Here is a 17,497-nt window from a genome sequence, read left to right as displayed (position 1 = left end):
ATAATATTTCACTATAGAAATTAACACAAACCATAGATTTTTTAAATAGTTAGAAATTTAGGTATTTCGCACTCGAACTTTTATACATTTGCAAAAATTTAATTTGAAAACAATCATGAAGAAATTAATCATAGTATCAATAGTTTTAATCTCATTAGCATCCTGTAAAGAACAGCAAAAAATTGCGTTCATCGATAACGGAAAAGTAATCAATGCCTATCAAATGAAAATTGATATTGAAGAACAGTTTAAAATCAAGGATGATATTTTTAAGAAAAGAATAGATAGTATTGGTAAAGCCTTTCAAATAGAAGCTCAAGCCTTTCAATTGGCAGCTCAAAATTTATCCCAAAAGAAGCAACAGGAAAAATACCAAGAGTTAGGACAAAAGCAGCAAGTGTTGCAACAGCAGTTTCAGTATGAGCAGCAAATAATGCAGCAGGAATTTAATAAAGAAATGGATTCTGTAATTTCAAAAGTGAATGCTTTTGTTGAGGATTATGGGAAAAAGAACGGTTATACCTTTATTTTAGGTAAGAATCAGGCAGGCAGTGTTATATATGGTGAAGAAAAAACCGATATAACCGAAGCTGTAACTGAGGCTATTAATGAAGCCTATAGTAAAAAAGGAGATGAAGAAAGCTCAAAAGAAGAAGAGAAAAGTACTGAAAAAGAAGAATCCTCAGAGTAAGCGTCAATTAAAATACCAACTAAAGCCGAGCTTACGCTTGGCTTTTTTTATGCAGTAAGCGTGTTAATTTAATAGATAAATCTGTAAGAATAATCTTAGAATTTCCGTTACGTTCTATATGATAAATGGCGTCTTGTAGCTCATCAGAAATTTCTATAATATTAGAATCGTGTACAAAAGGCGCAAACTTTTTTAGTTTAAAGTTCTCTGACTTTGGTTCTATATAGACCAAGTCATTAGCTTTGTAATTGAGCAATAAAGCTTGTCTAAAGCAATTTAAGCAAAACGCTAAAAACTTTTTTTGGGTTTCACGACCTGTTTTTGCAATTTCCTCTGACCACGAAATTAAATCGTGTATAGCACTTTTATTGCCTTTAGCTTTAAATGCGGATCGAACCCAAAGCACAAACCATTTTTCAAATTGAATATCTTCACTATCCTGATAAATTAAATCACAGGCCTTGTTAAAATTACCATTGGCTTGATGCGCAATCTTCATCGCAACAGCAGTTTCAATATGGTATTTAGCCACTAGCGCTTCAGTAATGACCTCTTCGGCCAATGGAGGAAAATGCAAAATCTGGCAACGCGACAGAATGGTGTTAATAATCTGCTCTTCGTCCTCAGCAATTAAAATGAAAATTGTCTTTTCGGGTGGTTCTTCAATCAGTTTTAAGAGCTTATTGGCAGCAGCAGTATTCATTTTTTCGACCATCCAAATTAACATCACCTTATAACCACCTTCGTAGGATTTAAGTGATAAGGATTTTACAATTTCTAATGCTTCATCCACACCAATCTGGCCTTGCTTGTTATCAACTCCAAGAAGTTTATACCAATCAAATAGATTGCCATAAGGCTGCTGTTCTAAAAGTTGACGCCACTCGTCTAAATAGAAATTGGAAACCGGTTTGCTTTTTACCTTGTCGCTTGTTGTTACGGGAAACGCAAAGTGTAGGTCTGGATGAGAGAAGTTCTTAAATTTTATGTTACAAGACTCATTACCACCAGTATTTTCACCGTTACTATTACTACAAAGAATATATTGCGCATAGGCCAAAGCCATAGGCAAGGTTCCAGATCCTTCAGGGCCAACAAACAGTTGTGCATGAGCAATACGTCCAGAATCAACACTCCTAGTAAGGTGGTTTTTAATATGTTTTTGACCTAAAATCTCTGAAAAAAGCATATCGCAAAACTATGCAATATTTTACCGTTACAAAATTTTATCATCTCAGATTAAAATAAAGTCAAGATTTAATGATGACATAATGTTTCTACTTGCCAAATGACTATTATGAACTTATATTTGTGATTCAAATTTTATAAAATGAAAACACTCAACGATTTTAATTTTAAAGATAAAAAAGCATTAATCCGCGTAGATTTCAACGTACCATTAAATGACAATTTCGAAGTTACGGATGCCACAAGAATCATATCAGCAAAGCCAACGATTATTAAAGTACTGGAAGATGGAGGTAGTTGTGTCTTAATGTCGCATTTAGGACGACCAAAAGGAGTTCAGGATGAATTTTCATTAAGACATATTATTTCAAAAATTGAGGATGTATTGGGTGTTGAAGTGAAATTTGCCACTGACTGTGTTGGTGAAGAAGCTGAAGAGAAAGCCAATGCATTACAACCAGGAGAAATCTTATTGTTAGAGAATTTACGCTTTCATGAAGAAGAAAAAAAGGGAGACAAAGATTTTGCTGAGCAGTTATCAAAGTTAGGAGATATCTATGTCAATGATGCCTTTGGCACAGCACATAGAGCACATGCCTCTACAACGATAGTGGCACAGTTTTTTCCTGAAGCAAAATGTTTTGGTAACTTGTTAGCTAAAGAAATTGATAGCATTGATAAGGTATTGAATAATAGCAAAAAACCAGTTTTGGCAGTGCTTGGCGGGGCAAAGGTGTCCTCAAAAATTACAGTCATCGAAAACATTTTAGACAAAGTTGACCATCTCATCATTGGTGGCGGAATGACGTTTACCTTTATTAAAGCGCAAGGCGGAAGTATTGGAGATTCTATCTGTGAAGATGATAAAATGGATTTAGCTTTAGATATTTTGAAACAAGCCGAGGCTAAAGGTGTAAAAATTCACTTACCAGTTGATGTCGTTGCCGCAGACGCTTTTAGTAATGATGCGAACAAACAAGTTATAGATGTTAAGCATATTCCTGATGGGTGGCAAGGTTTGGATGCCGGACCAAAATCATTAGAACACTTTGACGCTGTTGTCAATGAATCAAAAACTATACTTTGGAATGGACCCCTCGGTGTTTTTGAAATGGAAAGTTTTGCAGAAGGAACCATAGCCTTAGGTCATTCCATAGCTAATTCAACAAAAAATGGCGCATTTTCGCTAGTTGGCGGTGGGGATTCTGTTGCCGCTGTGAAGCAGTTTGGTTTCCAGGATAAAGTAAGCTACGTAAGCACGGGAGGTGGTGCCATGCTCGAAAGTTTAGAGGGTAAAACCTTACCTGGTATTGCCGCTATTTTGGAGTAGGCTTTGATAATACATACTATTTTTTAAATTTGAAGCGTTAGGCATAAGCGGACCTAATCAAGCATTCATGCGTATTAAAGTTATTATATCGATTTGCTTTATTGTGATGACTAGCAATAGTTTTTCGCAAATTAAAACAGACTCTGTCATTGCGTCAAAAAAGGTTGCAGATTCCTTAATTGATGGCAAATCGATAAGTAATGGCAAAACCATCCCTGCAGAAATGGATTCACTTGGCATTAAAAACCTGGAAGATTTCCCAAAGGCTGCCGAATTAGACCGAAAATGGTTAGAGGAATTATATAGCAATTCATTATTTGACACTATTTACAAGTCTGTTACCGAATTGACGTATGAACCGGTTGATTATCCTGAGCTGTCAACAGATACGTTAAAGGCAAGGTTAGAACGTCTAAATGCAAAAACGCCTTTTAATGTTGAGTATAATCCTTCGCTAGAAAGTGTAATAAAACGTTACTTAAAACACAGACGCAAATCTTTAGAGCGTTTAATGGGACTGAGCCATTTTTACTTTCCGATGTTTGAACAGGAATTTGATAATTATAACATTCCTTTGGAAATGAAATATCTGGCCATTGTAGAGTCTGCGTTGAAACCCAGGGCGAGGTCAAGGGTGGGTGCCACAGGACTTTGGCAGTTCATGTTTACCACGGGCAGGATATACGATTTAGATGTTAGCAGTTATGTTGATGAGCGTAGTGATCCAATAAGATCAACTACAGCTGCAGCACAATACCTATCTAAGCTTTATGAGATCTTTGGTGATTGGGACCTTGCTTTAGCGGCGTATAATTCGGGACCAGGAAATGTTAATAAAGCCATTAGGCGATCTGGAGGCTATCAGAATTACTGGAATATTAGGCCTTTCCTCCCAAGGGAAACCGCAGGATATGTCCCTGCATTTTTAGCGACGATGTATATTTTTGAATATGCTGAAGCACACGGCTTTAAACCAGAACGACCGCCTTTTCAGCATGTTCAAACAGACACAATACATGTAAAGCAAATGATTACCTTAGACCAGATTTCTGAAACTACAGGTGTTAATATAGAAGAACTACAATTTTTAAACCCATCTTACAAGCTAGATATCATCCCGAAAATTGAGGGTAAAACTTATGCCTTAAGGCTCCCAAAGCATGCTGTTGGAATATTTACTGCCAATGAGGATAAAATCTATGCCTTTGCCCAAGCAGAATTTGATAAGCGTGAAAAACCACTACCTGAGCTGGTGAAGATTGACTCAAAAATTAGGTATCGTGTTAAAAGTGGAGATTACCTAGGGAAAATTGCGCGACGCTATGGTGTTAGGGTAAGTCAGATAAAGCGTTGGAACGGTTTAAGAAGTAACAATCTAAGGATTGGGCAGCGCTTAACCATTTACCCAAGAAATCCTTCATCAGTCAATAAACCCAAAAGCGCAAAAAAACCAGTAAGCACAAAGGGCAAAAAGACCTACAAAGTAAAATCTGGTGACTCACTTTGGAGTATTGCGGAAAAATTTTCTGGAGTTTCTGTTCAAAATCTTAAAGATTGGAACGATATTAGTGGTAACAAACTCAAAATAGGAATGACACTTGTTGTGTCTGAGTAATAAACCAACAAAATTTAAACTTATGAGAACGTTATATACACTATTGTTCTGTCTGCTTGTGATGGCATGTGATAATAAAAAAGATGGAGATAAAACGACTTACCTTCCAGCTTCAAATGGTAATTTAAATAGTATTTCGGTAGTGATTGATAACGAACTATGGGAAGGTAGTGTAGGTGAAAGTATTAGAAATATTTTTGCGGCACCACTTAACGGACTTCCTGTCGATGAACCTATGTTTAAGTTACGTCAAATCCCTCCACAAGTTTTTGACGGTTTTGCTACAAGAAGTAGAATAATTCTAAAAATCGAAAAGGGAAATTTAGAGCCAACGGTGAAAATTGCCAATAATGCTTTTGCTAAACCACAAACAGTAGCCGTAGTTGGTGGAAAAACAAACAAAGACATTATTAATCAATTAAAAGAGGGTAAGGACAAGATTGTTGCAGCCTTCAATAAGGAAGAGGTAAAAGAAAAACAGAGACGTATTAAACTTTCCTTACTTAAAGACGAACAAATGGAAAACCAGTTAGGTTTTACTGTCAATATTCCTTCAGCCTACGAATTTGGAAAAGCAGAAGATGGGTTTTATTGGTTAAGGAAGGCTTTAGACCGCTCTAAGACGATAGATGTAATGTTTTACGAAGTTCCTATGGAAACAATCTCTAAAGGCGATAGTACAATTGTAGATGTTATTAGAATGAGAAATAGGATTACTAAAACAAAAGTTCCTGGTGAAGATGGTATATATATGATGATTGAAGATGCTTATGCGCCTTCAATGTTCAATACGATTATTGATAACAAACCAACTTATGAAGTGAGAGGGCTTTGGGAAACTGTTGGGTTTAAAATGGGAGGTCCTTTTGTTATGTATGCCATTGAGGATAAAGTCAACAAACGCTATCTTATAGCAGACGGTTATGTGTATGCGCCGTCGCTTAGAAAAAGCGAATATGTTTTTGAGCTTGAATCAATTATTAAATCAATAACCATTAAATAATAAAAAAGCCAACTACTTTAAGTTGGCTTTTTTATGCTTACAGTAATTTCTTATTCTTTATCCTTATTATCAGTGGTATCTTCTTTGCTTGCGTCTTTAAACTCTTTGATACCACTACCTAAGCCTCTCATTAATTCAGGGATTTTTTTACCGCCAAACAGTAGCAAAATGGCAACAACTATTAAAACGATTTGCCATGGCCCCAATGCTAAAAATATACTACTCGAAATCATACGTTCAAATTTAGAGTACAAAGTTAATAATTTAAGTTTAATTATTAGCGTTGTAAGTTTAACTTTAGTAGCTATTAATAGCGGTATTACACTATTTTAACTAATTTTGTTTCAATGGCAAAAAAGGAAAAAAAAGAAAAAAAATTCACAAAAAGATTGCTTCATAAGTACCGTCTGGTCATACTCAATGAAGATACGTTCGAAGAGCGTTTTGCCATTAAGTTGACACGTCTTAACGTCTTTGTATTAACATCGTTTTCAGCAATACTTTTAGTGTTTTTAACGACTTTATTAATTGCATTCACCCCACTGCGAGAGTATATCCCAGGGTATTCTTCTGCTAAGCTGAAGAAAAAGGCCACTCTGCTTAACTATAAAACAGATTCGCTCGTTCAGGAGCTAGAACTTAATAAGCGTTACTATGCTTCAATCCGAAAGGTATTAACAGGTGATGTTGCTACTGTAAATTTTAATCGGGATTCGGTTATTGAGGCTGCTAAAAACGACTTGGAGATTTTAAAAGTAACCACTAACAAAGAGGATTCTTTGTTGAGGGAAAAAGTAGAAAAAGAAGACAAATACAATTTATTTGAAGAATCAATTGATAAGAATAATTTTGTTCTTTTTCCCCCTGTTAATGGTTCTATTTCAGAGGGTTATAATATTGAAGACAAACACTTTGCCGTAGATGTAGTTGTGGCAACAAATACTCCGGTTAAGGCCACTGCAGATGGCACTGTAATCTTTGCAGAATGGACTATAGAAACAGGTTATGTAGTTATTATTGAGCATAACCAAGAATTAATTTCGGTATATAAGCATAACTCAGCGATTACTAAGTCTCAAGGAGATTTAGTTAAAGCCGGAGAAGTTATTGCTATGTCCGGAAATACAGGTGAATTCAGTACAGGGCCACACCTTCACTTTGAATTGTGGAATAATGGTTATCCTGTAAATCCAACTAATTTTATCGATTTTCAGTAATGCCATCGATTAAAGCAGCACTTTCAAAACCTTTTTCTAGCTATATAGCTAAGCGCATAAAAAGATGGTCGTCGCGACCTATTGAAACACAAGAACGCGTATTTAAGAACCTTATAAAGGAAGCTAAAAATACCGTTTTTGGCCATGACCATAATTTTAACCAAATTAAAAGCTATTCAGACTTTAGATTACAGGTTCCCATAAGAGATTATGAAGCCTTAAGACCTTATGTAGAGCGTGTTGTAGCTGGCGAGGAAAATATACTCTGGAAAGGTAAACCCATTTATTTTGCTAAAACTTCTGGAACTACTTCTGGGGCAAAGTATATTCCTATTACCAAGGAGAGTATGCCAACACATGTTGAAGCAGCCAGAAATGCAATTTTACTTTATATCAATGAAACAGGAAACTCAAAGTTTGTTGATGGTAAGATGATTTTTCTTCAAGGCAGCCCAATTCTAGAGGAAAAAAATGGAATTAAGCTAGGACGATTATCAGGGATAGTAGCGCACTACGTGCCGAAATATCTTCAGAAAAATAGAATGCCTAGTCTAGAGACCAATTGCATAGACGATTGGGAGACCAAAGTAAATGCCATCGTTGATGAAACCATTGAGGAAAATATGACGATTATCTCTGGGATTCCTTCTTGGGTACAGATGTACTTTGAAAAGCTTATTGAAAAGAAACAAAAAAAAGTAGGTGAGATTTTTAAAAACTTCAACCTCTTCATTTTTGGCGGAGTCAATTATGAGCCTTATCGTGCAAAATTTGAAAATTTGATTGGGAGACGAGTAGATAGCATAGAATTGTATCCAGCAAGTGAAGGGTTTTTTGCTTTTCAGGATAAACAGAATCATAAAGGAATGTTACTTCAACTAAATTTGGGTATTTTTTATGAATTTGTAGAAGCAGCGCATTTTTTTGAAGAAAACCAAGAGCGCATTACCATAAAGGATGTAAAACTTGGGGTCAATTATGTTATGATTATTTCTACCTCGGCTGGTCTCTGGGCCTATAATATCGGCGATACCGTAGAGTTTACATCACTTAAACCGTATAGGGTGATTGTTAGTGGACGCATAAAGCATTTTATTTCTGCATTTGGTGAACATGTTATAGGAAAAGAAGTAGAGCAGGCCATGAAAGAAGCTACTGAAAACACAGAAATATCTATCAATGAGTTTACGGTTGCTCCTCAAATTAATCCAAACGAAGGCTTACCTTATCATGAATGGCTTATAGAGTTTGAAAATGAGCCTAAGGATGAATTAAAGTTTATTAAAGATTTGGAACAATCCCTTCAGCAACAAAACACTTATTATTTTGATTTAATTGAAGGAAAAGTATTGAGACCCTTAATAATCACCAAGATTAAAAAAGAAGGTTTTCAAGCTTACATGAAGTCCATCGGAAAACTTGGAGGGCAAAATAAAATCCCAAGATTAGCTAATGACCGAAAAATTGCTGACAAGATGCATGAGCTTAAATTAACGAAATAAGGCTATATTTGCAGGTTAAAATAGCGTATGGGTAAAACTAATAAAAGACATGAAAGAACAAGAGCTCAAGAAAGCTCTAGCGCAATAGAGCGGATGTATATAACCATGCGACATCTATTTAATCGTGGATTTTACAAACCAATGGGAGTTTCGGGTGAAACCTTGCGTGAAGCACTTTTACTTTTACGCCCTGAAATATATGGTTCTATTGCCGAAGAGAAAGCCGAATTAGAAGGCTTGTTATATGTCATCGACCGATTACCACAAGGTATAGAGGAGTGCACTTTTATAAATCTCACCAGTGATGAAGGCTATGCCAATTCACATTTTAAACCCATAATTCCACCAAAACGGAGACGAAATTGCTATCGTATTGATGGTGAGCAAATGAATATTGAAATCACTAGAGGCCGCTCTGAGATTTATGATATTCTTACACATCTTACTTTTTTATTTGTTGAGTCCCATAAAATCAGTAAGCGTGTTCTCATTGACGAAGATGGTTCTACCACAAGAGATTGGAAGAAGTTAGAGAGTGCTGTTAATTCAACCAAAAAATTAACACAAAAGGAACGTGAAATTGCCATTACGCATACAGCAAATATTTTAGGAAGAACATTTAATGAACTTACAGAGGCTTATCCAAAATTTGCAATTTCTAATCAGCCCGAACGTTTATTACATATTGTATACTGGTTAGGTAAATTGGCGATTGAAGAGGTTGTTAACAATGCAAAAAGAACCATTACGTTTAGCCCTGTTTTAAGAGAACGGATTGGACATCATATTCATGGGGAAATTTGGGCAGACAATATCAAGGCTGTAATGCATAGGCATGGATTATTAGAACGCCCTATTCATATTATCAGTGCCAACATGCATAGTGTTATGAATTCTATTTTTGCCAAAGGAATATTAAAAGGTATTAATGCTAAGAAAGATATTTTTGAGATTTACGAAACATTAAGTAACCCAAATAATAGCACAATTCGCAACAAAGTTGAAAAATCAGCGTTGCAAAACGGAATGATCTATGTAAAAGATACCTCAGGAACCAACATTGACGTACAAATTTTTGATACTGATAAGATAGATTTTTCTAATACAGATTTTGAATATACCCAATCCAATAGGAATGAGAAGGCGGTTATCTTTGTTATGGATTATGCCTTTGGTGAACAAGCCTATGAAACTTTAGACGAATTTTTAAAACCCATAAAGGCCAGTGGTAAAAAAGTACATTTAGATGTAAAATCGATTTCAATTATGGGCAAAGCTGGCATTCTTGAAGGAGGCAAAGGGGATGTTATGATACCGTCTGCTCATATTTTTGAGGGTACAGCAGATAATTATCCGTTTAAAAATGAGCTAAGTAAAAACGATTTAGTAGATTGCGGCGTAGACGTATACGAGGGCACTATGATAACGGTTTTAGGCACCTCTTTACAGAATAAGGAAATTTTAAAGTTCTTTAAAAAGTCTACTTGGAATGTCATTGGCTTGGAAATGGAGGGCGCGCACTATCAAAAAGCAATACAAGCTGCGTCTAAAGTTAGAGGAAGTATAAACGAAGATGTAAAAGTAAGATATGCATATTATGCTAGTGATAACCCTTTAGAAACAGGCAGTACTCTAGCATCTGGAGGTTTAGGAACATCTGGTGTTAGGCCAACATACGTAATTACAAAAAAAATACTAGAACAAATATTTAATTCTTAAAACATGAGTGATAAAGTACCTCAAGAATCACAAAATGAAGAAGTCGATTTAGGACAGTTGTTTAACGCTATTGGGCGACTTTTTGAAAAGTTGTTTGCTTTTATTAGGCGACTTTTCAAAAGTCTTTTTTCAGCTTTAATTTTTGCCTTAAAACCTCTTGTAAACAACTTTAAGCTTATCGCTATTTTGCTAATGATTTCAGCTTTAATTGGGTTTTCAATAGAAAAATTAAATGAACCCACCTTCATATCTGAGATGTTGGTAAGACCTTATTACGATTCCAAATACCAACTAGCCAATAATGTAGATTACTTTAACGCCCTAATTAGTTCTGAAAATTATGGGGAGCTATCAAATATTTTTGAAATTGACAGTTCTACTACAGCAAAGCAATTGATTGGGTTTGAAATTGAGATTGGACCTGAAACACAGAACGATTTAATTAAAGAGTATGACGATTACATAAAATCTTTAGATAGTACGTTGGCAGTAGATGTTACCTACGAAGACTTTATTGAAAATAGAGATATACTTGCTGGGAGTATTTTCTCGGTTAAGGCTAGGGCAATCAGTAACGATATTTTTCCAAGTTTAGAACAGGGGTTTATAAAAACCTTTCAGAACGAATATTCTATAAAGTTAAAAGATAGAACAGATTCGATTAGGAATGTTAAAAAGCGAATTTATCTTCAAGAATTAGAAAGAGTAGAGAATCTACAGAAGATGTATTTGGATATTAAAACAAGCGAATCAAAAAGAGAAGAAGCAACATTAGGTGTGGGAGGTATTATACCATTAGTACAGGCAAAGACTGAAACCAAAGAGTTTGAGCTCTTCCAAGAGGAGTTAAAAATTAGAAACTCGTTGAGAATACTTGAGGAAGAGGCACTAGAAGAAAGTGAATATTATGATATACTATCTAGTTTCGAAGAAGTAGGAACGATAGAAAAAAATGTGTTTGAGAGATATTCATTAGTTTTTCCTGCATTGTCTATGTTGATTATGACATTAGTTTATTGCTTGTTAAAAGCATTTAAATTCATCAAGGAATATGAATAATAACCAATCCATACTAATTACTGGTGGTGCAGGTTTTATAGGTTCAAACTTTATTTTTTATTTTTTAGAAAATTATCAAGACGTAAAAATTGTAAATTTGGATAAGCTTACCTATGCCGGTAAGCTTTCTAATTTGGAATCGTTAAAGAAACACGAAAATTATTGTTTTGTTAAGGGTGATATTTGTGATGTTGAACTCGTAAACAATCTTTTTCAAAAGCATAATTTTTCTGGTGTTATCCACTTTGCTGCAGAATCTCATGTAGACAACTCTATAGAACGCCCAGACTCCTTTATTACCACAAACGTTTATGGAACATTTAACTTACTAAATACCGCTAAGAATCATTGGATGAATGCCCCTTTTTCGTTTAAGGAAGGTCGTGAAAGTAATAGATTTCATCATATATCTACCGATGAAGTCTATGGCACACTTGGCAAAATAGGGTTGTTTTCTGAAGAGACACCATATGCTCCAAATAGTCCATACAGTGCTTCTAAAGCATCATCGGATTTTATTGTTAGGAGTTATTACCATACATATGGTATGAATGTGGTTACCACGAATTGCAGCAATAATTATGGACCAAAGCAACATGATGAAAAATTAATCCCTACTATTATAAGAAAGGCAATAAATAATGAAAATATTCCTATCTATGGTGATGGTAAAAATATAAGGGATTGGCTTTATGTGGAAGATCATTGTAGGGGTATTGATTTAGCCTATAGAAAGGGAAAATCAGGCGAGACATATAACATAGGGGGCAAGAACGAAAGAGACAATTTGTACATAGCCCATAAAATTTGCGATATTTTAGACGAACTAAGACCTAAAAAAGATAAATACGCTAAACAAATAGCTTTTGTAAGAGATAGACCCGGTCACGACTTTAGATATGCCATTGATGCAACAAAAATTGAAAATGAAATTGGTTGGAAAGCAAAGGAGAATTTTGAAACAGGTATTCTAAAAACAATAAAATGGTATTTAAATAAATACAAAAAACAATGAAGGGAATTGTTTTAGCAGGAGGCTCTGGAACACGTTTGCACCCAATTACATTGGCGGTTAGCAAGCAATTAATGCCTATTTATGACAAACCGATGATTTATTATCCCATAACCACACTGATGTGGTCGGGTATAAAAGATATACTCATTATATCTACTTCTCAAGACCTACCTTTATTCAAAAAGCTACTAGGAGACGGAAAGAAGTACGGTTGTAATTTTCAGTATGCAGTGCAGGAGCTCCCAAATGGATTGGCAGAAGCATTTATAATAGCTGAGGATTTTATTGGTAAGGATAAAGTAGCCCTAATACTTGGCGACAACATATTTTATGGAACAGGCTTGGCAGATTTACTACAGCAAAATAATAATCCAGAAGGAGGAATAATTTACGCTTACCACGTTCACGATCCTGAGCGCTATGGAGTTGTTGAGTTTGACAAAAATGGAGTTGCAGTTTCGATCGAAGAAAAACCCTCAAGCCCTAAATCTAATTACGCTGTACCAGGCATCTACTTTTATGACAATTCAGTTGTAGAGATAGCGAAAAGCATTAAACCAAGCAAACGAGGAGAATTAGAGATTACCGATGTCAATAAAATATATCTAGAACATGGCAAATTAAAAGTTAGTGTATTAGACAAAGGAACTGCTTGGCTAGATACTGGGACGTTTAAATCTTTAATGCAAGCGTCGCAATTTGTACAGGTAATAGAGGAACGTCAAGGTCTTAAAATTGGTGCTATCGAAGAAGTAGCGTATAGAATGGGATATATAAACGATGAACAATTGAAAAAAATAGCCAAAGCTTTAACTAAAAGCGGATATAGTAAGCACCTTCTAAGTTTAATTTCCCAATAATATGATAGTAAAAGAGACAAAATTAAAAGATTGCTATATTATACGACCCCAGGTTTTTGAGGATAAAAGAGGGTATTTTATTGAGAGTTATAATGAAGAAGCTTTTCAAAAGGCTACAGGATTAAAGATAAATTTTGTTCAAGATAATGAGTCTAAGTCATCTAAAGGGGTTTTAAGGGGACTCCACTACCAAAGAGGTTCTAATGCCCAAGCCAAATTAATAAGGGTAGTGAGAGGAAAAGTATTAGATGTAGTTGTTGACCTCAGATCAGATTCTTTAACATTTGGAGAACACGTCTCGTTAGTTTTATCTGGTGAAAACAAAATCCAATTTTTTGTACCAAGAGGTTTTGCCCACGGGTTTCTGGTATTGGAGGATAATACAATTTTCAGTTATAAATGTGATAACCCATACAATAAAGAAGCCGAAGCAGGAATTATTTATAACGACAGAGATTTAGGTATAGACTGGAATTTTTCAACTGATGAACTCATAATCTCAGATAAGGACTTATTACTTCCCACCTTAAAAAATGCTAAGTTATAATGAAGAGAATAGCGGTTTTAGGATCAGACGGACAATTAGGAAAAACACTAAAGCATTCGGCGGGAAATGCTAATAGCTCTTATAAGTTTTATACTAAAAGCGAGATAGATATCACTAATAAGGACGCTATTGATAATACCTTCAAAAATAACAGCTTTGATTTTTGTATTAACTGTGCAGCCTATACTAACGTAGAAGCGGCAGAAACTGATTTTAAAAATGCATTTTTAGTCAATGCTATAGGCACAAAAAACATTGCTGAAATTTGTAAGGCTTACCATGTAAAATTAATTCATGTGTCAACAGATTATGTTTTTGATGGCACAAAGAATTCACCTTATACCACCAATGACGCCACCAATCCTATTAACCAATATGGTAGATCAAAGTTAGGAGGTGAGCGGTACATAAAGGATATAATGGCCGAATACTACATTATTAGAGCATCATGGCTGTATTCTATCTATGGTAAAAACTTCATGATAACTATTATCAATTGGATAGCAAAAGACAAGGTTTTAAATATTACCACCGAAGAAACAGGAACTCCAACAAGCTGTTTAGATCTTGGAAGGTTTATTTTACACATACTAACGGCTGAAAATATACCTTATGGTGTTTATAACTTTTCAGCAAGAGGAAAGACAACCTGGTATGGATTTGCTCGAGAGATAGCTAGGATTTACGATGTAGATAAATTAGATAATATCACTTCTGTTGACACATATAAAACAAAAGCAAAAAGGCCAAAGTACAGTGTGTTAGACGTAAGTCATACGGAAAATATTTATAACAAAACCTTAAACACATGGCAAAAGAGTTTAAGTGAAACCTTAGAACTATTTAAATCACAAGAGTCTATAGTTTAATTTTTTCTAATCTAGAAATGAAAAAAAGCTACATTATGATTATAGATAGGGGTACTAATTTTAGAAAATGAGCCTTAAAACGGAATAAAAGAAGTATATGACTGGTATAGAACAAAATAAAGAACTAAGAATTGCAATTGAGGCTTCATTAAAAGCTGGTGATGCGATAATGCAAGTTTACAATACAGAGTTCGATGTAGAACTAAAAGATGATAAATCACCATTAACCATTGCCGATAAAAACGCAAATGATATTATCAATTCATTCTTAAAACCAACGGATATTCCTATTATTAGTGAAGAAAATAAACAGACCAACTACAGCAAACGCAAATCATGGAGTGCCTGTTGGATTGTAGATCCTGTAGATGGTACTAAAGAATTTATAAAACAAAACGGTGAGTTTACGGTAAACATAGCCCTAGTTGACAATGGAAAACCAAGGTTGGGTGTCATATATGTACCAGCAATTAAGGTGCTATATTTTGGTGATGTCCCTAATAATAAGGCCTTTAAAGTCAGATTATCAGAACACAACACGGCTTTCGAAGATATATTAAACCAACTAGAACCTCTTCAGCCCAAGGCAAGGACTAGTGTTTTAGAAGTAGTCGGAAGTAGATCTCACATGAACGACGAGACCCTAGCTTTTGTACATCAATTAGAAAAAGAAGGTAATCAGGTTGCCATAGTTTCTAAGGGTAGTTCCTTAAAATTTTGCCTGGTAGCCGAAGGAAATGCCGATATTTACCCAAGATTTGCTCCAACAATGGAGTGGGATACTGCTGCAGGCCAAGCGATTTGCAATGCAGTGGGAGTTGAAGTTATCTCAAAAGAAACAGAACAACCGCTAGCGTATAACAAAGAGAATCTACTGAATCCTTGGTTCATAGTCTCTTAGAAAGAACTAAAAATATGCCTACTTATAGAAAAGAATCACATATAAGGAGTATTCTTAAAGGTGTTTCTTGGCGTATCGTCGCCACGACAGATACTATAGCGGTAGTTTTATTGGTCACTTGTCTTAATGGAAGCTGCAGTTTAGAAAACGCCATAAAAATTGGAGCTCTAGAATTCGTCATTAAGTTTCTCGTTTATTATTTACACGAACGTGTATGGCAAAATATTCTGCAGAATAAAACAGTAGATAAAAAGCAGACGCTCCACAAAACTATATCTTGGAGGATTATTGCAACAACCATGACTTTCGTCATTTCTGGTACGATCCTCGAAACTTTTGACGAGATAGCGATGTTTATTGCTCTAACAGAATTATTTACGAAATTTGTGCTCTATTATTTACATGAGAGATTGTGGCTGAAACTTCCTCTCGGAAAAGTGAGGCAATTCTTTCTAGGTAAAAAAAACTAATATGGCAAAGCATGTTATACCCCATAGTTATCAAGTTTCAAAAAAAGATAGAATAACCGCCAATAACCATAATTCATTTCTTTTGTGGTTTACGGGTTTATCAGGTTCGGGGAAGTCTACAATAGCAAATGCGGTAGAACAAGAGCTGCATAAACGGGGCATAAAAACCTATACTTTAGACGGTGACAATATTAGAAAAGGAATTAACAATGACCTATCCTTTTCTCCAGAAGATAGAACAGAGAACATTAGACGCATTGCGGAAGTCTCTAACCTTATGATCGATGCTGGTTTAGTAGTATTAGCAGCGTTTGTGTCACCCTATAAAAAAGACAGGGATAATATTAGAACTATCGTTAAAGATATTAACTTTGTCGAGATCTATGTGAATACGAGCTTAGAAGAATGCGAGCGCAGGGATGTTAAAGGCTTATATAAAAAGGCGAGGGCCGGAGAAATAAAGAACATGACGGGGATATCTGCGCCTTATGAAGCACCCAAGACCCCTCACATAGAAATAAAAACAGAAACAGAGTCTATTGAAGATGCTGTGGTAAAAGTAATTGACTACATAACACCAAAACTTAAACTCAACGATGAGTAAATACTATTTAAACTATTTAGATGAGTTAGAAAGCGAGGCCATCTTTGTTTTGCGCGAAGTATGGGCGCAGTTCGATAATCCAGTAATATTGTTTTCTGGGGGAAAAGACTCAATTTTAGTTACACACCTAGCGAAAAAAGCTTTTGCTCCAGCTAAGATTCCATTTCCCTTAATGCATGTAGATACTGGGCATAATTTCCCAGAGACGATCAAGTTTAGAGATGATATTATTAAAGAACTTGGTGTTCAGCTTATTGTTGGATCAGTTCAAGAGTCTATAGACCAAGGCCGTGTTGCAGAAGAAAAAGGTAAGAATGCCACCCGAAATGCGCTTCAAATTACAACGCTTCTCGACGCTATTGAAGCCAATAAAATTGACTGTGCCATTGGAGGCGGAAGACGCGATGAAGAAAAAGCCAGAGCTAAAGAGCGCTTCTTTTCGCATAGAGATGATTTTGGGCAATGGGACCCAAAAAACCAAAGACCAGAACTTTGGAATATCTTTAATGGCAAACATTTTGAAGGTGAACATTTTAGAGCCTTTCCAATAAGTAACTGGACAGAAATGGACGTTTGGAATTATATTCAGCGCGAAAATATTGCCATCCCATCATTGTATTTTGCTCACGAAAGAGAAGTAGTTTGGAGACAAAATAGCTGGATACCAAATTCCGAATTTTTGATTTTAGAAGAGCATGAAGAGATTGTGACTAAAAAAGTGCGCTTTAGAACTTTAGGAGATATTACAATTACAGGCGGGATAGAATCAGATGCAGACACTTTAGAGAAAATTGCCAATGAAGTTTCTGGTATGCGCCAGACAGAGCGCGGTAATAGAAGTGATGATAAACGATCAGAATCCGCGATGGAAGACAGAAAAAGACAAGGATATTTTTAAAGAAATTGA

18 protein-coding genes are annotated in these 17,497 nt (G+C 35.4%); 16 read left to right on the top strand and 2 right to left on the bottom strand.

The features are described from left to right. The first annotated feature begins 115 nt into the window (after positions 1 to 115). Positions 116 to 691 (top strand): OmpH family outer membrane protein, encoded by a 576-nt coding sequence (locus Q0992_RS06125; protein ID WP_299521460.1) that lies wholly within the window; start codon positions 116 to 118, stop codon positions 689 to 691. Positions 692 to 722: 31 nt separating this feature from the next. Here Q0992_RS06125 and Q0992_RS06120 read toward each other — a convergent pair whose 3' ends face one another. Next, entirely contained in the window at positions 723 to 1,880 is a 1,158-nt protein-coding gene (locus tag Q0992_RS06120; protein ID WP_299521459.1) for a DNA polymerase III subunit delta', read from the bottom strand. Between the two features lie 141 nt (positions 1,881 to 2,021). Here Q0992_RS06120 and pgk point away from each other — a divergent pair, with 141 nt between their 5' ends. The 3 genes from pgk (at position 2,022) to Q0992_RS06105 (ending at position 5,827) form a co-directional block, all read left to right on the top strand. Beyond that, complete coding sequence (pgk, locus tag Q0992_RS06115; RefSeq protein WP_299521458.1) at positions 2,022 to 3,209, top strand: phosphoglycerate kinase; 1,188 nt, start codon at positions 2,022 to 2,024, stop codon at positions 3,207 to 3,209. Between the two features lie 67 nt (positions 3,210 to 3,276). Beyond that, positions 3,277 to 4,824 carry a LysM peptidoglycan-binding domain-containing protein gene (locus Q0992_RS06110; RefSeq protein ID WP_299521457.1) on the top strand — a complete coding sequence of 516 codons (1,548 nt, stop codon included), beginning with the start codon at positions 3,277 to 3,279 and terminating at the stop codon, positions 4,822 to 4,824. Between the two features lie 22 nt (positions 4,825 to 4,846). Then, positions 4,847 to 5,827: a DUF4837 family protein gene (locus Q0992_RS06105; RefSeq protein WP_299521456.1), complete on the top strand. Its 981-nt coding sequence runs from the start codon at positions 4,847 to 4,849 to the stop codon at positions 5,825 to 5,827. 50 nt (positions 5,828 to 5,877) lie between these two features. On the opposite strand, the gene Q0992_RS06100 is transcribed toward Q0992_RS06105, so the two are convergent. Then, the gene (locus Q0992_RS06100) at positions 5,878 to 6,060 is read right to left on the bottom strand and encodes a twin-arginine translocase TatA/TatE family subunit (protein WP_299521482.1); all 183 of its coding nucleotides are present in this window, start codon (positions 6,058 to 6,060) and stop codon (positions 5,878 to 5,880) included. A 114-nt stretch (positions 6,061 to 6,174) separates the two neighbouring features. Between Q0992_RS06100 and Q0992_RS06095 the strand changes: the two genes are divergently transcribed. The 12 genes from Q0992_RS06095 to cysD all read left to right on the top strand — a co-directional run bounded on the left by Q0992_RS06095 (position 6,175) and on the right by cysD (position 17,488). Next, the gene (locus Q0992_RS06095) at positions 6,175 to 7,044 is read left to right on the top strand and encodes a M23 family metallopeptidase (protein ID WP_299521455.1); all 870 of its coding nucleotides are present in this window, start codon (positions 6,175 to 6,177) and stop codon (positions 7,042 to 7,044) included. Further along, positions 7,044 to 8,546 (top strand): GH3 auxin-responsive promoter family protein, encoded by a 1,503-nt coding sequence (locus Q0992_RS06090; RefSeq protein WP_299521454.1) that lies wholly within the window; start codon positions 7,044 to 7,046, stop codon positions 8,544 to 8,546. Before Q0992_RS06095 ends, Q0992_RS06090 begins: the two co-directional genes overlap by 1 nt. A 27-nt stretch (positions 8,547 to 8,573) precedes the next feature. Next, positions 8,574 to 10,265, top strand: a complete 1,692-nt coding sequence (locus Q0992_RS06085) for a hypothetical protein (protein ID WP_299521453.1) — start codon at positions 8,574 to 8,576, stop codon at positions 10,263 to 10,265. Positions 10,266 to 10,268: 3 nt separating this feature from the next. After that, on the top strand, positions 10,269 to 11,324 hold the full coding sequence (locus Q0992_RS06080; RefSeq protein ID WP_299521452.1) for a hypothetical protein: 1,056 nt from the start codon (positions 10,269 to 10,271) through the stop codon (positions 11,322 to 11,324). Beyond that, entirely contained in the window at positions 11,317 to 12,339 is a 1,023-nt protein-coding gene (gene rfbB, locus Q0992_RS06075) for a dTDP-glucose 4,6-dehydratase (protein WP_299521451.1), read from the top strand. The genes Q0992_RS06080 and rfbB overlap by 8 nt, the downstream gene beginning before the upstream one ends. Beyond that, complete coding sequence (gene rfbA, locus Q0992_RS06070) at positions 12,336 to 13,199, top strand: glucose-1-phosphate thymidylyltransferase RfbA (RefSeq protein WP_299521450.1); 864 nt, start codon at positions 12,336 to 12,338, stop codon at positions 13,197 to 13,199. Before rfbB ends, rfbA begins: the two co-directional genes overlap by 4 nt. Position 13,200: 1 nt before the next feature. Next, on the top strand, positions 13,201 to 13,746 hold the full coding sequence (gene rfbC, locus Q0992_RS06065) for a dTDP-4-dehydrorhamnose 3,5-epimerase (RefSeq protein ID WP_299521449.1): 546 nt from the start codon (positions 13,201 to 13,203) through the stop codon (positions 13,744 to 13,746). Next, entirely contained in the window at positions 13,746 to 14,615 is an 870-nt protein-coding gene (gene rfbD, locus Q0992_RS06060) for a dTDP-4-dehydrorhamnose reductase (RefSeq protein WP_299521448.1), read from the top strand. The genes rfbC and rfbD overlap by 1 nt, the downstream gene beginning before the upstream one ends. Positions 14,616 to 14,712: 97 nt before the next feature. Further along, the gene (gene cysQ, locus Q0992_RS06055) at positions 14,713 to 15,516 is read left to right on the top strand and encodes a 3'(2'),5'-bisphosphate nucleotidase CysQ (RefSeq protein WP_299521447.1); all 804 of its coding nucleotides are present in this window, start codon (positions 14,713 to 14,715) and stop codon (positions 15,514 to 15,516) included. Then, complete coding sequence (locus Q0992_RS06050; RefSeq protein WP_299521446.1) at positions 15,498 to 15,986, top strand: DUF2061 domain-containing protein; 489 nt, start codon at positions 15,498 to 15,500, stop codon at positions 15,984 to 15,986. The genes cysQ and Q0992_RS06050 overlap by 19 nt, the downstream gene beginning before the upstream one ends. 1 nt (position 15,987) lies before the next feature. Beyond that, a complete protein-coding gene (gene cysC, locus Q0992_RS06045; RefSeq protein ID WP_299521445.1) occupies positions 15,988 to 16,590 on the top strand; it encodes an adenylyl-sulfate kinase in 603 nt (200 codons plus the stop codon). Further along, positions 16,583 to 17,488: a sulfate adenylyltransferase subunit CysD gene (gene cysD / locus Q0992_RS06040; protein WP_299521444.1), complete on the top strand. Its 906-nt coding sequence runs from the start codon at positions 16,583 to 16,585 to the stop codon at positions 17,486 to 17,488. Before cysC ends, cysD begins: the two co-directional genes overlap by 8 nt. The last annotated feature ends 9 nt before the right edge of the window (positions 17,489 to 17,497 follow it).

This window comes from Winogradskyella sp., from assembly GCF_028289625.1.
Classification (GTDB): domain Bacteria; phylum Bacteroidota; class Bacteroidia; order Flavobacteriales; family Flavobacteriaceae; genus Winogradskyella.
This window is presented reverse-complemented; position numbering and strand designations above follow the sequence as displayed.